General features: G+C 63.1%; 12 protein-coding genes. 4 read left to right on the top strand and 8 right to left on the bottom strand.

What is annotated here, in order from left to right; translation table 11 throughout:
• The first annotated feature begins 179 nt into the window (after positions 1-179).
• On the top strand, positions 180-2,954 hold the full coding sequence (locus ACXHGZ_RS12150) for an RHS repeat protein (protein WP_480460055.1): 2,775 nt from the start codon (positions 180-182) through the stop codon (positions 2,952-2,954).
• Between the two features lie 21 nt (positions 2,955-2,975).
• On the opposite strand, the gene ACXHGZ_RS12145 is transcribed toward ACXHGZ_RS12150, so the two are convergent.
• From ACXHGZ_RS12145 to ACXHGZ_RS12125, 5 genes are all read right to left on the bottom strand, one after another.
• A complete protein-coding gene (locus tag ACXHGZ_RS12145; RefSeq protein ID WP_480460054.1) occupies positions 2,976-3,569 on the bottom strand; it encodes an eCIS core domain-containing protein in 594 nt (197 codons plus the stop codon).
• Positions 3,570-3,950: 381 nt separating this feature from the next.
• Positions 3,951-4,496, bottom strand: a complete 546-nt coding sequence (locus ACXHGZ_RS12140; protein WP_196143115.1) for a cupin domain-containing protein — start codon at positions 4,494-4,496, stop codon at positions 3,951-3,953.
• Between the two features lie 82 nt (positions 4,497-4,578).
• Positions 4,579-5,784 (bottom strand): MFS transporter, encoded by a 1,206-nt coding sequence (locus tag ACXHGZ_RS12135; protein WP_480460053.1) that lies wholly within the window; start codon positions 5,782-5,784, stop codon positions 4,579-4,581.
• A 48-nt stretch (positions 5,785-5,832) separates the two neighbouring features.
• Positions 5,833-6,366, bottom strand: coding sequence for a cytochrome b (locus tag ACXHGZ_RS12130; RefSeq protein ID WP_480460052.1), 534 nt, complete (start codon positions 6,364-6,366; stop codon positions 5,833-5,835).
• Positions 6,363-7,415, bottom strand: a complete 1,053-nt coding sequence (locus tag ACXHGZ_RS12125; protein WP_480464047.1) for a catalase family peroxidase — start codon at positions 7,413-7,415, stop codon at positions 6,363-6,365. Before ACXHGZ_RS12125 ends, ACXHGZ_RS12130 begins: the two co-directional genes overlap by 4 nt.
• Positions 7,416-7,538: 123 nt before the next feature.
• On the opposite strand from ACXHGZ_RS12125, the gene ACXHGZ_RS12120 reads away from it, so the two are divergent.
• The 3 genes from ACXHGZ_RS12120 (at position 7,539) to ACXHGZ_RS12110 (ending at position 13,541) form a co-directional block, all read left to right on the top strand.
• The gene (locus tag ACXHGZ_RS12120) at positions 7,539-8,054 is read left to right on the top strand and encodes a sigma-70 family RNA polymerase sigma factor (RefSeq protein ID WP_480460051.1); all 516 of its coding nucleotides are present in this window, start codon (positions 7,539-7,541) and stop codon (positions 8,052-8,054) included.
• Positions 8,051-8,803, top strand: coding sequence for an anti-sigma factor family protein (locus ACXHGZ_RS12115; RefSeq protein WP_480460050.1), 753 nt, complete (start codon positions 8,051-8,053; stop codon positions 8,801-8,803). The genes ACXHGZ_RS12120 and ACXHGZ_RS12115 overlap by 4 nt, the downstream gene beginning before the upstream one ends.
• A 91-nt stretch (positions 8,804-8,894) precedes the next feature.
• Positions 8,895-13,541 (top strand): NEL-type E3 ubiquitin ligase domain-containing protein, encoded by a 4,647-nt coding sequence (locus ACXHGZ_RS12110; protein ID WP_480460049.1) that lies wholly within the window; start codon positions 8,895-8,897, stop codon positions 13,539-13,541.
• A 15-nt stretch (positions 13,542-13,556) separates the two neighbouring features.
• Here ACXHGZ_RS12110 and ACXHGZ_RS12105 read toward each other — a convergent pair whose 3' ends face one another.
• The 3 genes from ACXHGZ_RS12105 to ACXHGZ_RS12095 are packed head-to-tail and all read right to left on the bottom strand — an operon-like array spanning position 13,557 to position 16,201.
• On the bottom strand, positions 13,557-14,141 hold the full coding sequence (locus ACXHGZ_RS12105) for a TetR/AcrR family transcriptional regulator (protein WP_480460048.1): 585 nt from the start codon (positions 14,139-14,141) through the stop codon (positions 13,557-13,559).
• A 15-nt stretch (positions 14,142-14,156) separates the two neighbouring features.
• Positions 14,157-15,005 (bottom strand): 3-hydroxybutyryl-CoA dehydrogenase, encoded by an 849-nt coding sequence (locus ACXHGZ_RS12100; protein WP_480460047.1) that lies wholly within the window; start codon positions 15,003-15,005, stop codon positions 14,157-14,159.
• Between the two features lie 11 nt (positions 15,006-15,016).
• Entirely contained in the window at positions 15,017-16,201 is a 1,185-nt protein-coding gene (locus tag ACXHGZ_RS12095) for an acetyl-CoA C-acyltransferase family protein (protein ID WP_480460046.1), read from the bottom strand.
• Between the last annotated feature and the right edge of the window lie 139 nt (positions 16,202-16,340).

Raw genomic sequence — 16,340 nt, 5'->3', positions numbered from 1 at the left:
GGTCCTGCAGTGCGGGCTGGTTCTGGAACACAACGCTGCCTCAGGTGTCTTCTCTCTTTGCGGTGTCTATAGCCAAGCCTTGCACAATGCTTGGGTGGCCTCCTATCAGGAGTGCCTGTACGTGTGCAGTACGGGTGTGGGCGATGATCGAGGATTGGCATTCAGTCCTGGAGAACCTCATGGATACATCGCTTTTCAGTTGCACGCCTACGGTCAAGGTCTTCGATAACCGCGGCTTGACCGTTCGAGATATCGAGTTTCACCGCCATCCCGACTCACCGAGAACGACGGACAGGCGCCTCACCCATCATCAACACGATGCGCGCAGTTTCTTTGTTCAGAGCGCTGACCCACGACTGCATGCCCGTGGATTGGCGAATTTCACTTACTGGACGGATCTTGCCGGTACCGCATTGCGCACGCGCAGTGTCGATGCGGGTATTTCGCTGTTTCTGGCCGATGCCGCTGGCCGTCCTGTCATGGCTGTGAAGGAGGTCGGTATCGATGAGGCCGGCGGAGCGGATAAAAGCAGGGCGATCACGCGGACCTGGCAGTACGAAGCCCGAGCGCTGGCCGGCCGACCGCTGAGCGTGACGGAGCAGGTGGCCGACAGCGAGGTGCGGATTGCCGAGCGGTTCGTCTGGGCACAGGTTACGCAACAGGCACGGGACCATAATCTGCTCGGGCAGGTGACCCACCATTACGACCCGGCGGGTCTGGTGCAGGCGAACAGCGTTGCCCTGACGGGTGTGCCGATCTCAACGACCCGGCAACTGCTCAAGGATGCCGACCATCCGGATATCGTCGCCGACTGGCAGGGCGAAGAGGCGGCGGAATGGGACACCCGACTGGCCCCCGAGGCCTATACGGCCCAGACCACGGCAGACGCCACGGGCGCGATGCTGACGACCCTGGATGCCGCAGGCAACCTGCAACGGGTGGCCTACGACGTGGCCGGCCAGCTCAGTGGCAGCTGGCTGACGATCGCGGGCAAGGCCGAGCAGGTCATCGTCCAGTCCCTGAGCTACTCCGCCGCCGGGCAGAAACTGCGCGAGGTGCATGGCAACGGTGTGGTGACCACCTACACCTACGAGCCCGACACCCAGCGCCTGTCATCCATCAAGACCGAGCGCCAGGGCACTGGCGCGAAGGTGCTGCAGGACCTGCGCTATGCCTACGACCCGGTGGGTAACGTGCTGAAGATCCGCAACGACGCCGAGGCCACCCGGTTCTGGCGCAACCAGAAAGTGGTGCCGGAAAACACCTACCGCTACGACAGCCTCTACCAACTGGCCAGTGCCACGGGTCGCGAAATGGCCAACGCCGGCCAACCACGCCGCCACCTCCCGCACGTCACTCCCATCGACAGCGCCACTTACACCCCGTACACCCGCACGTACCGCTACGACACCGCAGGCAACCTGCTGCAGATCCGCCACAGCGCCCCTGCCAGCAACAACAGCTACACCACCGACCTCACCGTCAGCGACCGCAGCAACCGGGCTGTGCTGAGCACGCTGGCCCAGGAGCCGTCGGCGGTCGAGGCGCTGTTCACCCCAGGCGGCCAGCAGGCCGTGCTGTTGCCGGGGCAACCCTTGGCCTGGACTTCGAGAGCCGAACTCGAGCAGGTCGTGTCGGTGAAGCGCGAAGGTGCTACGGACGACCGTGAAAGCTACCGCTATGACAGCCATAGCCAGCGCGTGCTGAAAGCCAGCACCCAGCAAACGGCTAAAAGCACCCAGGCCCAGCGGGTGATCTACCTGCCGGGGCTGGAGCTGCGTACCCACACCAACGGCGACACACTCACGCAAAAGCTGCAGGTGATGACGGTCGGGCAGGCCGGTCGTGCGCAAGTGCGGGTACTGCACTGGGCGGCAGGAAAGCCCGACGACCTACCGAACGACCAACTGCGCTACAGCTACGACAATTTGCTGGGCAGCAGTGCGCTGGAAGTCGATGGTGCCGGCAACCTGATCAGCCAGGAAGAGTACTACCCCTTTGGCGGCACGGCGGTATGGGTGGCGCGTAATGAAATCGAAGCGAGCTACAAGACCGTGCGTTATTCAGGCAAAGAGCGTGATGCCACAGGGCTGTATTACTACGGCTATCGCTATTACCAGCCTTGGGCGGGGCGCTGGTTGAGCGCGGATCCGGCCGGTACGGTGGACGGGCTGAATCTGTTCAGAATGATAAGCAACAATCCTACGACATTGGTGGATAAACAGGGCTTGGTAGAAGAGCATGCCAACCCGTCGACAAAAACTTGGACGCCCGCCACCGGCTATCTGGCCCGGAGAGCTGACCCGGCCGAGCAAGCGGAACCTGTTTCGGTGCCCGCTTTCACCGAAGAGGGGTTAAAGGCCATTTTTGTGCAATTGAACCTACAGGAAGGAGCGGCCGCATCCCCACCGACGCGGGCAGGCAGGATCGACAACAATGCCATCACCCTCTGGGAGCAGGAAAAAGGTAGTCATGACGTGGTGTTCTACGCAGATTTTCTGGGGACGGGGCTCGCGGCGTTCGCGACGCATGGTGGCGACGATGGAAGCTTGATGAATGCCCAGGGGGAGTATCGGCCGGCACGTGAAGTTGCAGAAAAGGATATCAAGCCCTGGCTGGAGGGTATTGGTTATGAAGAGGGCAAGGAGTTCATTCTGTTGGCATGCCGTGCGGGACGTACCGGTGCCGCTCTTGAAGTTGCAAAAACATTGGGGAAATACCAGGTCCGAGGCTACCTGAAGACCATTTTCGTCAATGCACCTGAATACATGAAAAAGGAGAATATCAGCCCTCTTCATTCCAGCACTACATTGCCGACGGAAAAGAAATCTATTTATTCGAGATTCTTTGGTAAGAAGGGACCGTTCATGGACAAGCCGAAGAGACAGTTAGCGAGTTACAAAGTCTTCGATGGCACAGGACGTACGATCAAACCGCGCAACCAGAGTCATTGAGTTACGCTGCTCGTGATTCCACTATCGGGCTCGCCCGGCGCTGTTCTGCCGCAACGCCTTGGCCACCTGCGCTTCGATCTTGTAGGCCGGCGCCTCGAGGTCATCGTAGTTGCGCGTATACCGTCGGGCGAATTCCTCGACACCCAGTTCCTGGTACTGCTGTACGTGCTTGAGTTCATGGGCCCAGAGCGCGACATTGTCCTCGGCATCCCGCGCATGGCGGAAGATGATCGTGTCGATCAAGGTCACCGCGTTCACGTCCGGGTTTTGCAACACCGCATTGGCCGCGCTCATCTGCTGTTCGTTGCCCACGCGATAACGCGCCGCATCGAGCACGGCGAAGTCGTACCAGGGCTCGAGCTGGGCGCGGATGTGCAGGGGGATCGGCTGGGTGCCGGCTGCGGTCGCCTCGTCGCGGGCCTGGCGCAAGGCAAAGGCCAGGCTGCCGGAGGCCATGGTTTCCATGTCCTTGAGGATCTGGCCCGCCTGGCCGGGGTCGATCGGCGCGCAAAAGCAGCCCATCAGGCACACCTCGTATTGGCCGGGCGGGCAGGTGGTTTGCGCGAATACAGGAAGAGCGAGCAGGAGGCCGAACAGGAGACTAGCGTGCTTCATGCAAGGCCCTAACGATAAAAACCGCCACCATAACATAGCGTTCGTTTATTCATGATCGTCTCAACCCGAGGCCGCCATGACAGCACGACAGGACGTGTTCGTCGAGGTGACGTTGGGCTGAGGCGGCTTCGTGGAACCTGGAGGGCTGCCTGTCAGTTAAGGACGCGGGGCGCTGCACGCCTATCGCCGGCAAGCCGGCTCCCACCTGTCCTGCGCTGTTTTCAGAGACACCGCCCTACCTGTGGGGGATTCTATGGTGCTGGACAAGCTCAAATTGCCTTCGGTTGGTTTTCCCAGCCGTGCCAATACGGCCCAGGCTCCGCTTGCTTGGTGGGAGCTGGCGGAGCCTGCGATGGGCTGCGCAGCAGCCCCAGGCACCGATCAGAAGTTGGCCGGGGTGTTGGCGCTGATGATCTCGGCTTCGTCGGGGCCGATGTTCTTGAAACTGTGCGGCAAGGTGGTGGGGATGTAGTACCCGTCGCCGGAATTGAGAATGCTCACATGCCCATCGACCCATAATTCCACGGTACCGCGGGTGACCAGGCCGCATTCTTCACCTTCGGAGTGCACGATCGGCTCGCCGGAGTCGGCGCCCGGGGCATAGAGCTCGCGCAGCATGCGCATCTGACGACCTTCGACGCTGGCACCGACCAGCAGCATGCGCAGGCCGTTGCGGCCGAGGTCCGGTTGTTCGCCGGCACGGAACACGTAGCGCTCTTCGCGCACGGGCTCGTCGAAACTGAAGAACTCGGCCAGGGACATGGGGATCCCTTCGAGCAGCTTTTTCAGGGAACTGACCGAAGGACTGACACGGTTCTGTTCGATCTGCGAAATCGTCGAGTTGGTCAGGCCACTGCGGCGGGCCAGTTCCCGTTGGGAGAGGTTGTTGCGTTCACGCACCAGTTTGAGTCGTGTCCCCGTGTCCATAGCCGCCTTGTTAGATAGAGAGGTGTCAAAAATAATGGGCGACGCATTAAAGCACACTCTGGGCGGCAACGCGCTGTGCTTGTCAGTGGCGTTGGTCGGTGGGCGTTGGCCACACGCCGATCACCAGTAACAGCATGCCCACCGCCAGGAAGGGCAGACGTGGGTCCAGGGCATAGACCAAGGTGCCGGCCAGCGGCCCGATCACCGCGCCCATGCCCTGGGCGGCGCCAACGGAACCGGCGGTCGCGCCTTGTTCCGAGGCATGCATGGCATTGGCCGCCAAGGCCGAGAAGGCGGGGAAGACAAAGCCCATGCCACCAGCCGCGACGAAGAACGAAGCCCACAGCCAGGGTGCGCTGGCGGCCAGTGCGGCACAGGCGAAGCCCAGGGCCGAGACGCTGGCACCGATGCGGATCATCTTCAGCGGCGGCCACTCCAAACGCCGCAGCAGCACTTGCACCAGTATCAGCGCCACGCCGACCATGGTCAGGGCGATGCCGGCAGCCTGGGCGGCATCGGCCGGGCCCAGTTGCAGGCGATCGAGTGCGAAGAAGCCGACGGTGATCTGCGACACCGTCACGCTGAGCATGGCGCTGAAGGCGACCAACAAGGGGCGGCGCAGGCGTCGGTCACCCAGCCGTACCGGGCTAGGCCCATGGCTGTGCGCCAAGGGTGGCGGCTTGAGCTTGAACAGCAGCACGAGGAAGGCGCCCGCTGGCAGCAGCGACATCACATAGAAGGGCATGCTCAAACTGTGGCGCGCCAGCAGCGCCGCCAGTGCCGGGCCCAGCACCAGCCCCACGGCATTGGCAGCACCCAGCGAAGCCATGGCGCGCACCCGGCGTTGCGGCTCGACATGGTCGGCGATCAGGGCATTGGCGCTGACCGGCAAGGCAGCATAGAAGGCGCCGATCAGGCCGCGGGTGAGCATCAGGCCGACGAATGCCAGGGTCGCCCCCGGCATCCAGCGCAGCGCGCCGTCGATGAAAAGGCACAGCGACCAATAGGAAAGCGTGAACCCCGCGCTGCCCAGCAGCAGGATGCGCCTGCGCCCGTAGCGGTCGGCGGCGCGCCCCCAGGGCTGGGCCAACATTACCCAGACCACGCCCGCAACGGTGACCGCAGCGCCGGCCTGCCAGGTGGCCATGCCCAGCTGGCGGGCGATCGGGCCGATCAACGACACGAAGGCCATCATCGACAGGGTGCACGCACCGCTGATCAGCAGCAGTGGGCGCAGGTCCAGGGTCGCAGGAGGCGTTGGAGCAGCAGGGTCCTTTGCAACGGTCATGGGCAGTCCAGTCGGTTGGAGGTCGATGCCCAGTTTGCCCCGCAACGCTCATTCGCCGCGGCGCACAGGGCCAGGCCACATGCTACGCAATACGCCGTCCCGGCGCACCCAGGCATGCATCAAGGCCGCTCCCAGGTGCACGAGGATGGTGGCGAACAGCAGGTAGCCGGCCCAGCCGTGGGCCTGACGCAGCGCTGCGTACAGTTGCAGGTTATGCGGGGCGATGGCCGGCAGTTGCAGCGGGCGCGGGTAGTCACCGGCCGACAGCATGGCCCAGCCCAGCAGCGGCATGGCCAGCATCAGGGCATACAGCAGCAGGTGCGAGGCACCGGCGGCCAGGCGCTGGATCGCTGGCAGGTCACGTGGCAAGGGGGGATGGGGCAGCACCAGGCGCAGGGCGATGCGCAACACCACCAGCATCAGCAAGGCCAGGCCCGTGGCCTTGTGCAGCTCGACCATCAGTGGATGGCGGGGCGACAGGTCGCCGACCATGCTCACGCCGATGAACAGCATTGCCAGGATCAGCACGGCCATCAGCCAGTGCACCAGCCGGGCGAGGGGATGGAAGACAGTGACGGTCATGGACGGGCTCCGGTATCGAGGGACTCGCGGCTGCGGCGATTGAAGGACTCCGAATACGCGGCCGAGCGGGCCGCCAGGATCGGGTCGGCGGAAGGCGTGATGCCCGGGGGCAGGATCAGCGGGTCGAAGTTGATGTCGCGGCAGGCGCCTTGCTCGGGCGCGTCGACCTGTTCGATGACCAGGGTGCCAGCATCGACGCGGCGTCGTTCGGCGGGCCAGGGGCGCGAGGCGTCGTCCTGCGGGTCGCCCGGCTCGGCGAGTACCAGGATCAGGCTCCAGCGCAGCGGGCCCTGGCTCAGGCGCTGTTGCAGATCGTGTTGCAGGAACTGCTTGTCGTCGATCTGCGCTGGCAGCGGGGCGAAGGGGGTCTGGGGCTCCAGCTGCCAGCGCACCGGATGGGCTTTGTCGCCGCCGTCCCTGAGCACGAAGGCATTGATGCTGTGATACTGGGTGCTGGCGAAGCTGTCGCTGGGTTTGTAGCTGGCGGCCCACTGACGAAAGGCCGCACTCTCCGGATGCGCAGCGAAGAAGGCTTGCAACTTTGCCGGATTCGGTTTGCCAGTGGCCGGATCCGGCGCCATGGCCAGGACCTGTTCGTAGAACGCTTGCGGCGTGCCGATCGCGAGCACTGGCGGGTTGTTCATGCCGGTCCGCCAGATGTGTCCGTCATCGGTGCTGAACTGCAGGGCCAGGCTGCGTACCGGGATGCTGGTGTCCGGGGCGAACGGGTTGGCGCCACCGATGGCAAAGCGGCCAATGACCGGCACCCGGGACTGGCTGAACACCCTCGCGCTGGACAGCGGCTCGGCCAGCCCACTGCTCTGGAAATAGCCGCTCACGCACAGGCCTTTGGCGTGGTTCTTGCGATAGCCCGGGTAATGGCCGGCCTGGGCTTCGAAGGTATCGATGATGCGCTGAGGCGTCAGCGCCGGGGCGCCGATCCAGCCGGCGGCGTAGGCGAAGCCGGCGCCCAGGGCCAGCAGGGCCGCGCCGATGGCCGTCAGGCGCAAGGCCTTGGCCGGGCCGTGCAGAGGAGTGGTCATGGTCAGGTTCCACGCAGTGAATGAGCCGGTACGACGGGCTGGCCGGAGATTTATTCCCGCCGTGGGAATAAATGTCGTGCGGGCGCGTCTGCCCCTTTAGACTGACCCCCAAAGGCCCGGGACCTGACCATGCATGACCTGGATGAACAACAGTGGCGCGAACTGCTGCAACGGCTGCGCCGCTTCGCGTTGTGGCTGTGCCGTGAGTCGGGCAGCGCCGACGATCTGGTCCAGGCCACCGTCGAGCGCGCCCTGCGCCGCAGCGGGCAGCAGCGTGACGCCGACAGCCTGCGCGCCTGGCTGTTCACCATCCTTTATCGCCTGTTTCTCGACGGCAAGCGCCGCGAGCGCCTGCATGCCCGCTGGCTGGCCTGGTTCGGGCGTGGCCAGGAGGACGCGGTGGGTGGCGAAACCGAGCGCATCGTCCTGGCCCATGCCGATCTCGCGGCCTTCGCCCGACTGTCCACCGAACAGCGTGCGCTGCTGTTGCTGGTGAGTGTCGAAGGGTTGAGCTACAAGGAGGCCGCCCAAGCCTTGGGCATCCCCATCGGTACGGTCATGTCGCGTCTGTCGCGTGCCCGTGCCGCCCTGCGCGATCTGACCGAGGGTCAGCCCACGCCCCCGGCTTTGCGGAGACTGAAATGACCCTGTTGATTCCCACCGAACATGAGCTGCATGCCTACGTCGATGACCGGCTCGACCCGGTGCGCAGAGCCCAGGTTCAGGCCTGGCTGGCAGCCAATCCACAAGAGTCGGCGCGGGTGGACGCGTGGCGCAACGACGCCCGGCGCCTGCGCGCGGCCCTGGCCGGCTTCGAGCAGAACAGCACTGCTACCGACTTGGACCTGGGCCAGTTGAGACGGCGTTTGCGTCGGCGTCGCCAGCGGCAGTGGGCATCGGCTACGCTGCTGCTTCTGGCGCTGGGCGTGGGTGGGTTCGGTGGCTGGCAAGCCCGTGAAGCGATGCTGGTGGCCGATACCCTGCCGATGGCGGACGCCGTGCAGGCCCATCGTCTGTTTGCAGGGGCGGCCACACTGGATGTCCAGGCCGGTGACCCGCAGCACCTGCAGGCTTGGCTCGAACACCATTTCGACCACGTGGGGCAGTTGCCGGATCTTGCCGCATATGGGTTCCGGCCGGTCGGGGCACGGCTGCTGAGCAACGAACAGGGCCCGGCGGCCTTGTTGGTATTCCAGGACGATAAGGGGGAGCGGGTCAGCCTGTTCCTGCGCTCGCCCAGCGAACGGTTTGCACGCATGCCCAGCGGGCAGCGGACGGAGGGGCAGCTCGAAGCGCGCTATTGGTCCCATGGCGCTTACAACTTTGCCTTGGTCGGCGCCGCCGACGATGGACGTGCCGATCAATTGCGTCAGGCGTTGGGTGTGAGCCTGTAGTCGCTGGCTCGCCAGGCGTAACTATTTAACGCGTGTGCCTGGACCGTCCTCTCTAGCCTCACCGCTTCATTTATCGGTGGGGGTTCGCGGTATGGGTAACGTCAGTGTCAACGCGCAATCGACGGCCATGGACATGATGGCCATTGCGCAGCAGTTCCAGGATCAAATGATCGCCAAGCGCCTGCCCGGCTGGATGGGCAAGGTCCGGACTTCTGATTTCACGCTATTGAGGGATGCGCTGGCCGAAGGGCTGCAAAGCCGTCAGCGATTGGCCAAGTGCTGGAGCAAGATCGAAAGCCTCGACAGCTTCTGCATCACGCGCTTGAACACTGCGCTGCAAGAGAAGTTCGACACTGGTCTGGATGCAAAACAGCACTTCCTGCGCCAGTGGTATACCTACACGAGCCCTGAGCACAGTTACTACACCAGCCACTACCCGACGCCTGCGAGCGATTATTTCGACGTGTCACTGCTCAGCGCGGCAATGTCCAACTTCAGCAAGGCCCAGGCTGCCGAAGGCGGGCAGCATGCGCGTAACACGCTGGTCAATGGACCTGGTGTCACTGTCGAGACCCCCTCGGTATTGGAGTTTGCAGGGTTTTGCCGGGAACTGGACCTGGGAGGGCAGTACCAGAGCCACCTTGAAGCGGTACTCGAGGCCAAAGAGCAGCAGGAGGCCCAGGACTGCAAAGCTTTGCTGAAGATGCAATATCGCTCGAACCTGTTGGTGGATGCCTTCAAGGCTCACGCCGAAGGTGTGCTCAGGGACGCCGAGCTCGAACTGATCATCGGTCTGTATACCGACGGCAAGCTGGGGCGGCTCGAAGGCGCATCGGTGGTCGCCAAGCAGCTCAAGGCATTCAACTGTCACCTAGAGCAGATCGTGGTGTTGGACGTGATCGACGAAAGCCTGCTGCTCAACAGCAGCAAGCGGGTGCTGGTTTATATCCCAGGGGATCGACAAGGTGCCTGGTGCGTCGCCCAGGACCTGGAAAGCTTCGCCAGGAAGGTCTTGGGCAAGCGCCTGCGTGATGAGAACTACCGGCAGTTCTTCGAGCGTTTCGTCCCCCAGCGCGACCGCCCTACATTCTTTGCCAGTGTCAAACAGCGGGTGGGCGATGTGACCGACTGGGCCACGCGAGAGCTGGACCAGCACATGAAGGTCTACCCGACGCCCTTGTTCGAGCACCTGGCGACGATGCGCATCCAGCAAATCAAGGACGATGCGACAGTATTCGCCACACCCGTCGCGAGGATCGACGGTGATACTGCATTGGCCAAGAGCGAGCGCCGGCATGCGCAGGGGATGGCACTGTTGGCGCTTGCAGGGCTGTTCATCCCGGCCGTCGGTGCGGCCTTGCTGGCGGTGATGGCCTGGGAACTGCTCAGCGAGGTGTTCCAGTCGGTCAAGGACTGGCGGGAGGGGGACACCAACGCGGCCCTGGACCATCTGGTGAACGTAGGTAAGGACATAGCCCTGCTGGCTGCTACGACTGCCGGGATCGCGGCGGCGCGGACGCTGTGGACGCGCAGCATCATCGTGGATGGTCTAGTACCGGCGATGCTCGAAGATGGCAGCGAGAAACTCTGGAACCAGGACTTGGCGCCGTACGTCAGCGAACCGCCACCTGCGCAGGCGATTGCCGATCAACGCGGGGTCTACCGCCTGGGCGAGCAATCCTGGGTCGAAATGGAGGGGTATTACTATCCGGTGTACCAAACGGAAGAAAGCGAAGATTGGTACCTGGTACCTTACGAAAATCATGCTCCACTGCTCGAACACAATGGGGCCGGCGCCTGGCGGCTGTGGAGCGAACGGCCCGCGGAGTGGCGAGGTACCGAGCGCATGTTTCGCAGGCTTGGCGTCGTGTATGGAAGCCTGAGCGATAAACAGATTGAGCAGGCCCTGCTGGCCCACGGCCTCGAGGAAGACCACCTGCGGGCTGTGCATGTCTTTGCCAATGCGCCCGAGGCAGAGCTGACCGATACGGTGAACCGCTTCGTGCTGGCCAATCGCATCGTAGAACTCAGGGAACGCTTGCAGACAGGCGGGACTGTGACGGACGAGGCGCTGCTTCAGGAAGCATGGGCCCTGCGAGGGGCTACAGGGCTGAAAGACGAGGCCCTGGCCGAGTTGGTCTGGGACCAGCGACGGTTTTTGCTACAGAGCCTCTACGACAAGAGCAACGCAACCGAGGATGCTTCGGTGCAGGCGTTGCGCCGAGATTTTCCCAGCCTGCATCGGCTCGCTGCCGAGCAATTGTTGAGCGAGGCAAGCGATGGTGACCGCCAATTGCTCGCCGAAACCGGGCGCGTGCCCTTGTCCCTGGCCCAGGCCGCTCGACAACGGGCATTGCGTATCCGAGTGGCACGGGTTTTCGAAGGCCTGTTCATCGATACTCCGCAAACACTCGACTTTGCCCGTGGCGTCGTCAAACTTATCGATACACTACCGGGCGCGCCTCAGGGCCGGCATTGGATGCTGTTCGATGAAAACAACCTGCTGCTATCTCGCCCTGCAGACCCGGCAAGTGAGACGATCTACCTCAGTCACCAAGACGGCATATTCTTACTACGTGATGAGCGTGACAATGGGCTTGATCAGCCCGGCGAGTTGTTCGAGGTGTTGGCTGACGCGTTCACCGAGGCGCAGCGAAGGGCGATGAACATTGGTGAGCCGTTCGCCCAACAGCTTCGCCGGGCGTTGGCCGAACATGTGGCTTCCCGTCGTAAGGAGCTGGCCGGACTGATGGGGCGAGAACAGCCCACTCCGTCGTTTCTGGTCCCGCTGCGGCTGGACGATGGCCGGATCGGCTACCCCTTGAGCGGAGGCCGGCGGCTGTTTGGCTTTGGCAGCTCAAGGTCTGTAGTGGCCAAGCTTCGATACTTGTATCCCAGTTACAGCGACACCGAAATCGCCCAATGGCTAGACTCCATGGACCAGACGGCTCTGGGCGTGGAGCATGAGCTCAATGAATTGGAAATACAGTACGAGTTACTCCGATCCACCCTCACGACCTGGCAGCGAAAAGGCATCCTTCAATTGGAAGGGCGCTCACGGTATCACACACGCAAGGAACTGATTCGCTGCTGGCGGCTGCTGATACCCGAGCGGGCTAAATCCGTGGAGGAAAAAACACGATATCGGTTTTCCCTCAGGGGGCAGGATGTGACCCGATTGCCGGAGTTGCCCGACCCGATCGAGTTCTCGCATGTCACGGCAATCGATTTACGCGCCATGAAACTGACGACAATCCCCGATGGGTTCGTGCGGGCTTTCCCGAACCTGGTCACACTGGAAATCACTCACTGCAAGCTCAAGCGGTTCCCGTTGTTGACTGACGTTCGCGAACGTATGCGGATTATCGACCTGTCGGATAACGACATCCGCCTGGATGCCGAGCAGGTCGGATTAATCGATACGTGCAAAGCATTGGTGTATCTCAATCTTTCGCGTAACCCGCTAGACCTCCCGTTTTCGCTCACGCACCTGCCAAGATTGACGACGTTGGTGTTGCGTAACGCTCATCTGCATAGAATGCCTCTTGGCGTGGAGACGCACCCGCAGCTGAATGAGTTGGACATGCTCGGCAACAATCTGAGGACCCTGCCTGAGCACTTTACCGAGTCGAGGCTCTGGCGCCTGGGGCGGGTGCGTTTCGACAGCGAATCTCTGGGCCTGTCGACGATGGAAGTTTCACCTTGGTACAAACCAGAGGATGGCACCCTTCCGGCTCGGTTGCAGTGGCTGGACCGGATCGATGCTGACGATCGGGATGAGATGACACGGCTCTGGCAAATGATCGCTAGCTATCCAGAGTCGTCGGACTTCATCGATTTGCTTGGGCGTTTGACCCTGTCTAGAGAGTTTGCAAGCGACATCGCCGCTCGTAATCTGGCCTATCGCATCTTCTATCTGCTCGAAACCATGGAAGAAAACGAAGTGCTGCGGACGAATCTATTCCTGGCTTCGGAGATACGCACCTGCGGTGACAATGCCATCCTGCGCTTCAGCGATCTTGAAACCTGGGTACTGGCCTGGGCGGCGGAAAACGGCGAGTACGAGACGGACCCCGAAGCAGGGTTGCTGCGTCTAGGCGCTCAACTATGGCGACAAAGTGCGGTGGATGGCCATGCGAGGCAATTTATCAGAGCGCTGAATGAGAAAATGAAGGCCACTCGGGAAGAGGCTCGGTTGGCTGCAGCAGCGGGGCGGGAGGGGGCTGAGTCGGTCGCAGGAGAGGGGCCAGGGGAGGGCGCTGTCCGGAATGAGCCGAATCCGCAGGAGGCGCGGGAGGAGGACCTTTTCAAGGAGGAGGTTGAGGTCGTACTGCTCTTCCGTGGGCGATTGTTCACAGACTTGGACTTGCCTGGTGAACAGAGTCAGATGCGTTTCGAAAATACCATCGAGGAGCTGGAGGGAATAGACAAGGCGATAAATGATGCCCGTACGAGGATCCTGGCCGATCAGAGCGAAGATACCCTCGCATTGTGGATGGTCGAACAACCGTTTTGGACGAAGTACCTTCAGCATGCTTATGGCTCCAAGCTGAAATTACCGACCGGATTTCGCAAGGAGGAACAGGCGTTGAGCAAGAACAACGCACCTGCTGAGCAGTTCGAAGCGTTGCAGAACAGGGTCGATCAATGGCGGCTCAACCGTCAGCTTTCGTTGACCACGGCCGCGATGGCGCGGGTGACGCCTGGGTGGCGTCTGCCAGTACACCATGGAATGTAAGAGGGGCGTTCCGAGTTATCCCAAGGCCCGTCCCAGGCCCCCTACCAATAAGCTTTCCATCAAGCCCTGGGCCTGAGCGTCGTCTAGCCCGCGCTCACGCAAAAGCCCTGGCAGTTGTTTCAGCAAGGTGGCCACCACATGCCCGGTGGCGGCCAAGGCCTGGCCTTGCAGCCGGGCCTGTGGCGCGATCAGGTGCAGCAGGCCTTTCTCGTAGCGCGCCCGTACATTGGCCAGACGGGCCTGCTGGTCTTCGCTCAGGCAGCAGAAATCCCGTTCGGCCAGGCGGAACTGCAGGGGGCGCTCCTGATGCAGTTGCCAATGTGCGGCAACCAGGCAAGGCAGCACTGCCTGGCCGCGCGCGAGCGCCCTCCGGCCTTGATCGAGGGTTGCCTGCAGCTCTTCATAGAGCTCCTCGATCAAGTCGTACAACAGGTCCTGCTTGCTGGGGAAGTGGTGATACAGCGAACCTGGGGTCAGGCCGACATGCGCCGCCAGCTCGCGCATGCTGACCTGCCCAAAGCCCTTCTCCGCGAAGAGGGCCATGGCTTTGTCGCGGCGTTCTTCGAAATTCGCACAGTGCAGGGCGGCATTGACTGGCATGGCGCTCGCTCCCGATCAGTAGGTGAAGAAACCGCGACCGCTTTTACGCCCCAGGTAGCCGGCGGCGACCATCTCCTTGAGCAGCGGGGCAGGACGGTACTTGCTGTCGTTGAAACCCTCGTGGAAGGCCTCCATGATCGCCAGCAAGGTATCCAGGCCGATCAGGTCGGCCAGGGCCAGCGGGCCGATCGGCTGGTTGCAGCCCAGGCGCATGCCGGTGTCGATGTCCTCGGCGCTGGCCAGGCCTTCCTGGCGCACGAAGATCGCCTCGTTGATCATCGGCACCAGGATGCGGTTGACCACGAAGCCTGGGCGGTTGCCGGCGGTGATGGGTGTCTTGCCCAGTTTTTCGGTCACCACCAGCGCCTGGGCATAGGTGCCGTCGCTGGTCTGCAAGCCGCGGATGATCTCCACCAGGGCCATCATTGGCACCGGGTTGAAGAAGTGTACGCCGATGAAGCGCTCCGGGTGCTCGATGCTGGCGGCAAGGGCAGTGACCGACAGCGACGAGGTATTGGTGGCGATCAGGCAATCATCGGCCACATGGGCGGCGACCTGCTTGAGGATGCGTTGCTTGAGCTCGAGGTTCTCGGTGGCGGCCTCGATCACCAACTGCGCGCTGACCAGCTCGGCGTAGTCGGTGCTGGTGCGGATGCGCGTCCTGGCCGCCTGGGCCTTGTCGGCGTCCAGGGTACCTTTGTTGACCTGGCGTTCCAGGTTCTTGCCCAGGGTCGCCACGCCGCGCTCCAGCGCCGCCTCGGACACATCGATCAGCAGCACCTGGTAGCCCGCCACGGCACAGACCTGGGCGATGCCGTTACCCATGGTGCCAGCGCCGATCACGGCAATCTGTTGAATGCTCACGTCCAGACTCCTCAAACGCGCTCGAAGACCACGGCGATGCCTTGGCCGCCGCCGATGCACATGGTGGCCAGGGCATAGCGGCCCTGGGTGCGGTGCAGTTCATGGATGGCCTTGGTGGCGATGATCGCACCGGTGGCACCGACCGGGTGGCCGAGGGAGATGCCCGAGCCGTTCGGGTTGACCTTCTCCGGGTCGAAATCCAGCGCGCGGGCCACGGCACAGGCCTGGGCGGCGAAGGCTTCGTTGGACTCGATCACGTCCAGGTCATGAATGGCCAGGCCGGCCTTTTCCAGCACCTTACGCGTGGCCGGGATCGGGCCCAGGCCCATCAGCTCCGGCTCGACGCCAGCGTGGGCGTAGGCCACCAGCCGCGCCAGGGGCTTGAGGCCCAGGCGACGCACGGCGTCACCGCTGGCCAGGACCAGGCCGGCTGCACCGTCGTTGATACCGCTGGCATTACCGGCGGTGACGCTGCCGTCCTTCTTGAACACCGGCTTCATGCCGGCCAGTTGCTCGGCGGTCACCTCGGCGCGCACGTGCTCGTCGGTGCTGAACTGCACGCTGCCTTTGCGGGTTTTCAGCTCGATAGGGACGATCTGGCTGGTGAAACGGCCTTCGGCAATGGCGCGGGCGGCGCGGCGCTGGCTGGTCAGGGCCAGCTCATCCTGCATCTCCCGGGTGATGCCGTGCTTGGCCGCGACGTTCTCGGCGGTGATGCCCATATGGAAGTGCTCGAAGGGGTCCTGCAACACGCCCACGGTATAGTCGATGCCTTGCAGGTCGCCCATGCGTGCGCCCCAGCGGGCTTGCGGCAGCAGGTAGGGGCCACGGCTCATGGACTCGGCGCCAGCGGCCAGGGCCACGTCGGTATCCCCCAGCAGCAGGGTCTGCGCCGCCGAGACGATGGCCTGCAGGCCCGAGCCGCACAGGCGGTTGACGTTGAAGGCCGGGGTTTCCTTGGGCACGCCGGCATTCATCGAGGCGACACGGCTGAGGTAGGCATCGCGGGGCTCGGTGGGGATGACGGTCCCCATCACCACATGGCCAATGTCGGTGGCGGCCACCCCCGAACGCTCGATGGCGGCGCGGCTGATGGCGCTGGCCAAGTCTGCCAGCGGCAGGTCCTTGAGTGACCCACCGAAACCACCGATGGCCGAACGGACTGCGCTTACGACGTAGATCTCTGCGTTGCTCATGGAAGGCTCCGATTGCAAAGGCATGGCGGGACCGGCACAGGCTCTGCGAGAATGGCCGGCGTTCCCGGAATGGGTCGAGTCTAGGCAAACGCCTGGGCCCGGCCTATGCCGGATCTGTTCAGTAAACCTGGCATTTTTT

It is taken from the genome of Pseudomonas shiyinii (assembly GCF_056725765.1).
Note: the sequence above shows the minus strand (reverse complement) of the source record. Positions and strands in the feature narration are given on the sequence as shown.

Bases quoted from the DNA above. Each gene is read 5' to 3' on its own strand.
- ACXHGZ_RS12115 (WP_480460050.1), top strand. From the start codon at position 8,051: ATGACCCTGTTGATTCCCACCGAACATGAGCTGCATGCCTACGTCGAT.
- ACXHGZ_RS12130 (WP_480460052.1), bottom strand. From the start codon at position 6,366: ATGACCGTCACTGTCTTCCATCCCCTCGCCCGGCTGGTGCACTGGCTG.
- ACXHGZ_RS12140 (WP_196143115.1), bottom strand. From the start codon at position 4,496: ATGGACACGGGGACACGACTCAAACTGGTGCGTGAACGCAACAACCTC.
- ACXHGZ_RS12105 (WP_480460048.1), bottom strand. From the start codon at position 14,141: ATGCCAGTCAATGCCGCCCTGCACTGTGCGAATTTCGAAGAACGCCGC.
- ACXHGZ_RS12095 (WP_480460046.1), bottom strand. From the start codon at position 16,201: ATGAGCAACGCAGAGATCTACGTCGTAAGCGCAGTCCGTTCGGCCATC.
- ACXHGZ_RS12120 (WP_480460051.1), top strand. From the start codon at position 7,539: ATGCATGACCTGGATGAACAACAGTGGCGCGAACTGCTGCAACGGCTG.
- ACXHGZ_RS12110 (WP_480460049.1), top strand. From the start codon at position 8,895: ATGGGTAACGTCAGTGTCAACGCGCAATCGACGGCCATGGACATGATG.
- ACXHGZ_RS12145 (WP_480460054.1), bottom strand. From the start codon at position 3,569: ATGAAGCACGCTAGTCTCCTGTTCGGCCTCCTGCTCGCTCTTCCTGTA.
- ACXHGZ_RS12150 (WP_480460055.1), top strand. From the start codon at position 180: ATGGATACATCGCTTTTCAGTTGCACGCCTACGGTCAAGGTCTTCGAT.
- ACXHGZ_RS12135 (WP_480460053.1), bottom strand. From the start codon at position 5,784: ATGACCGTTGCAAAGGACCCTGCTGCTCCAACGCCTCCTGCGACCCTG.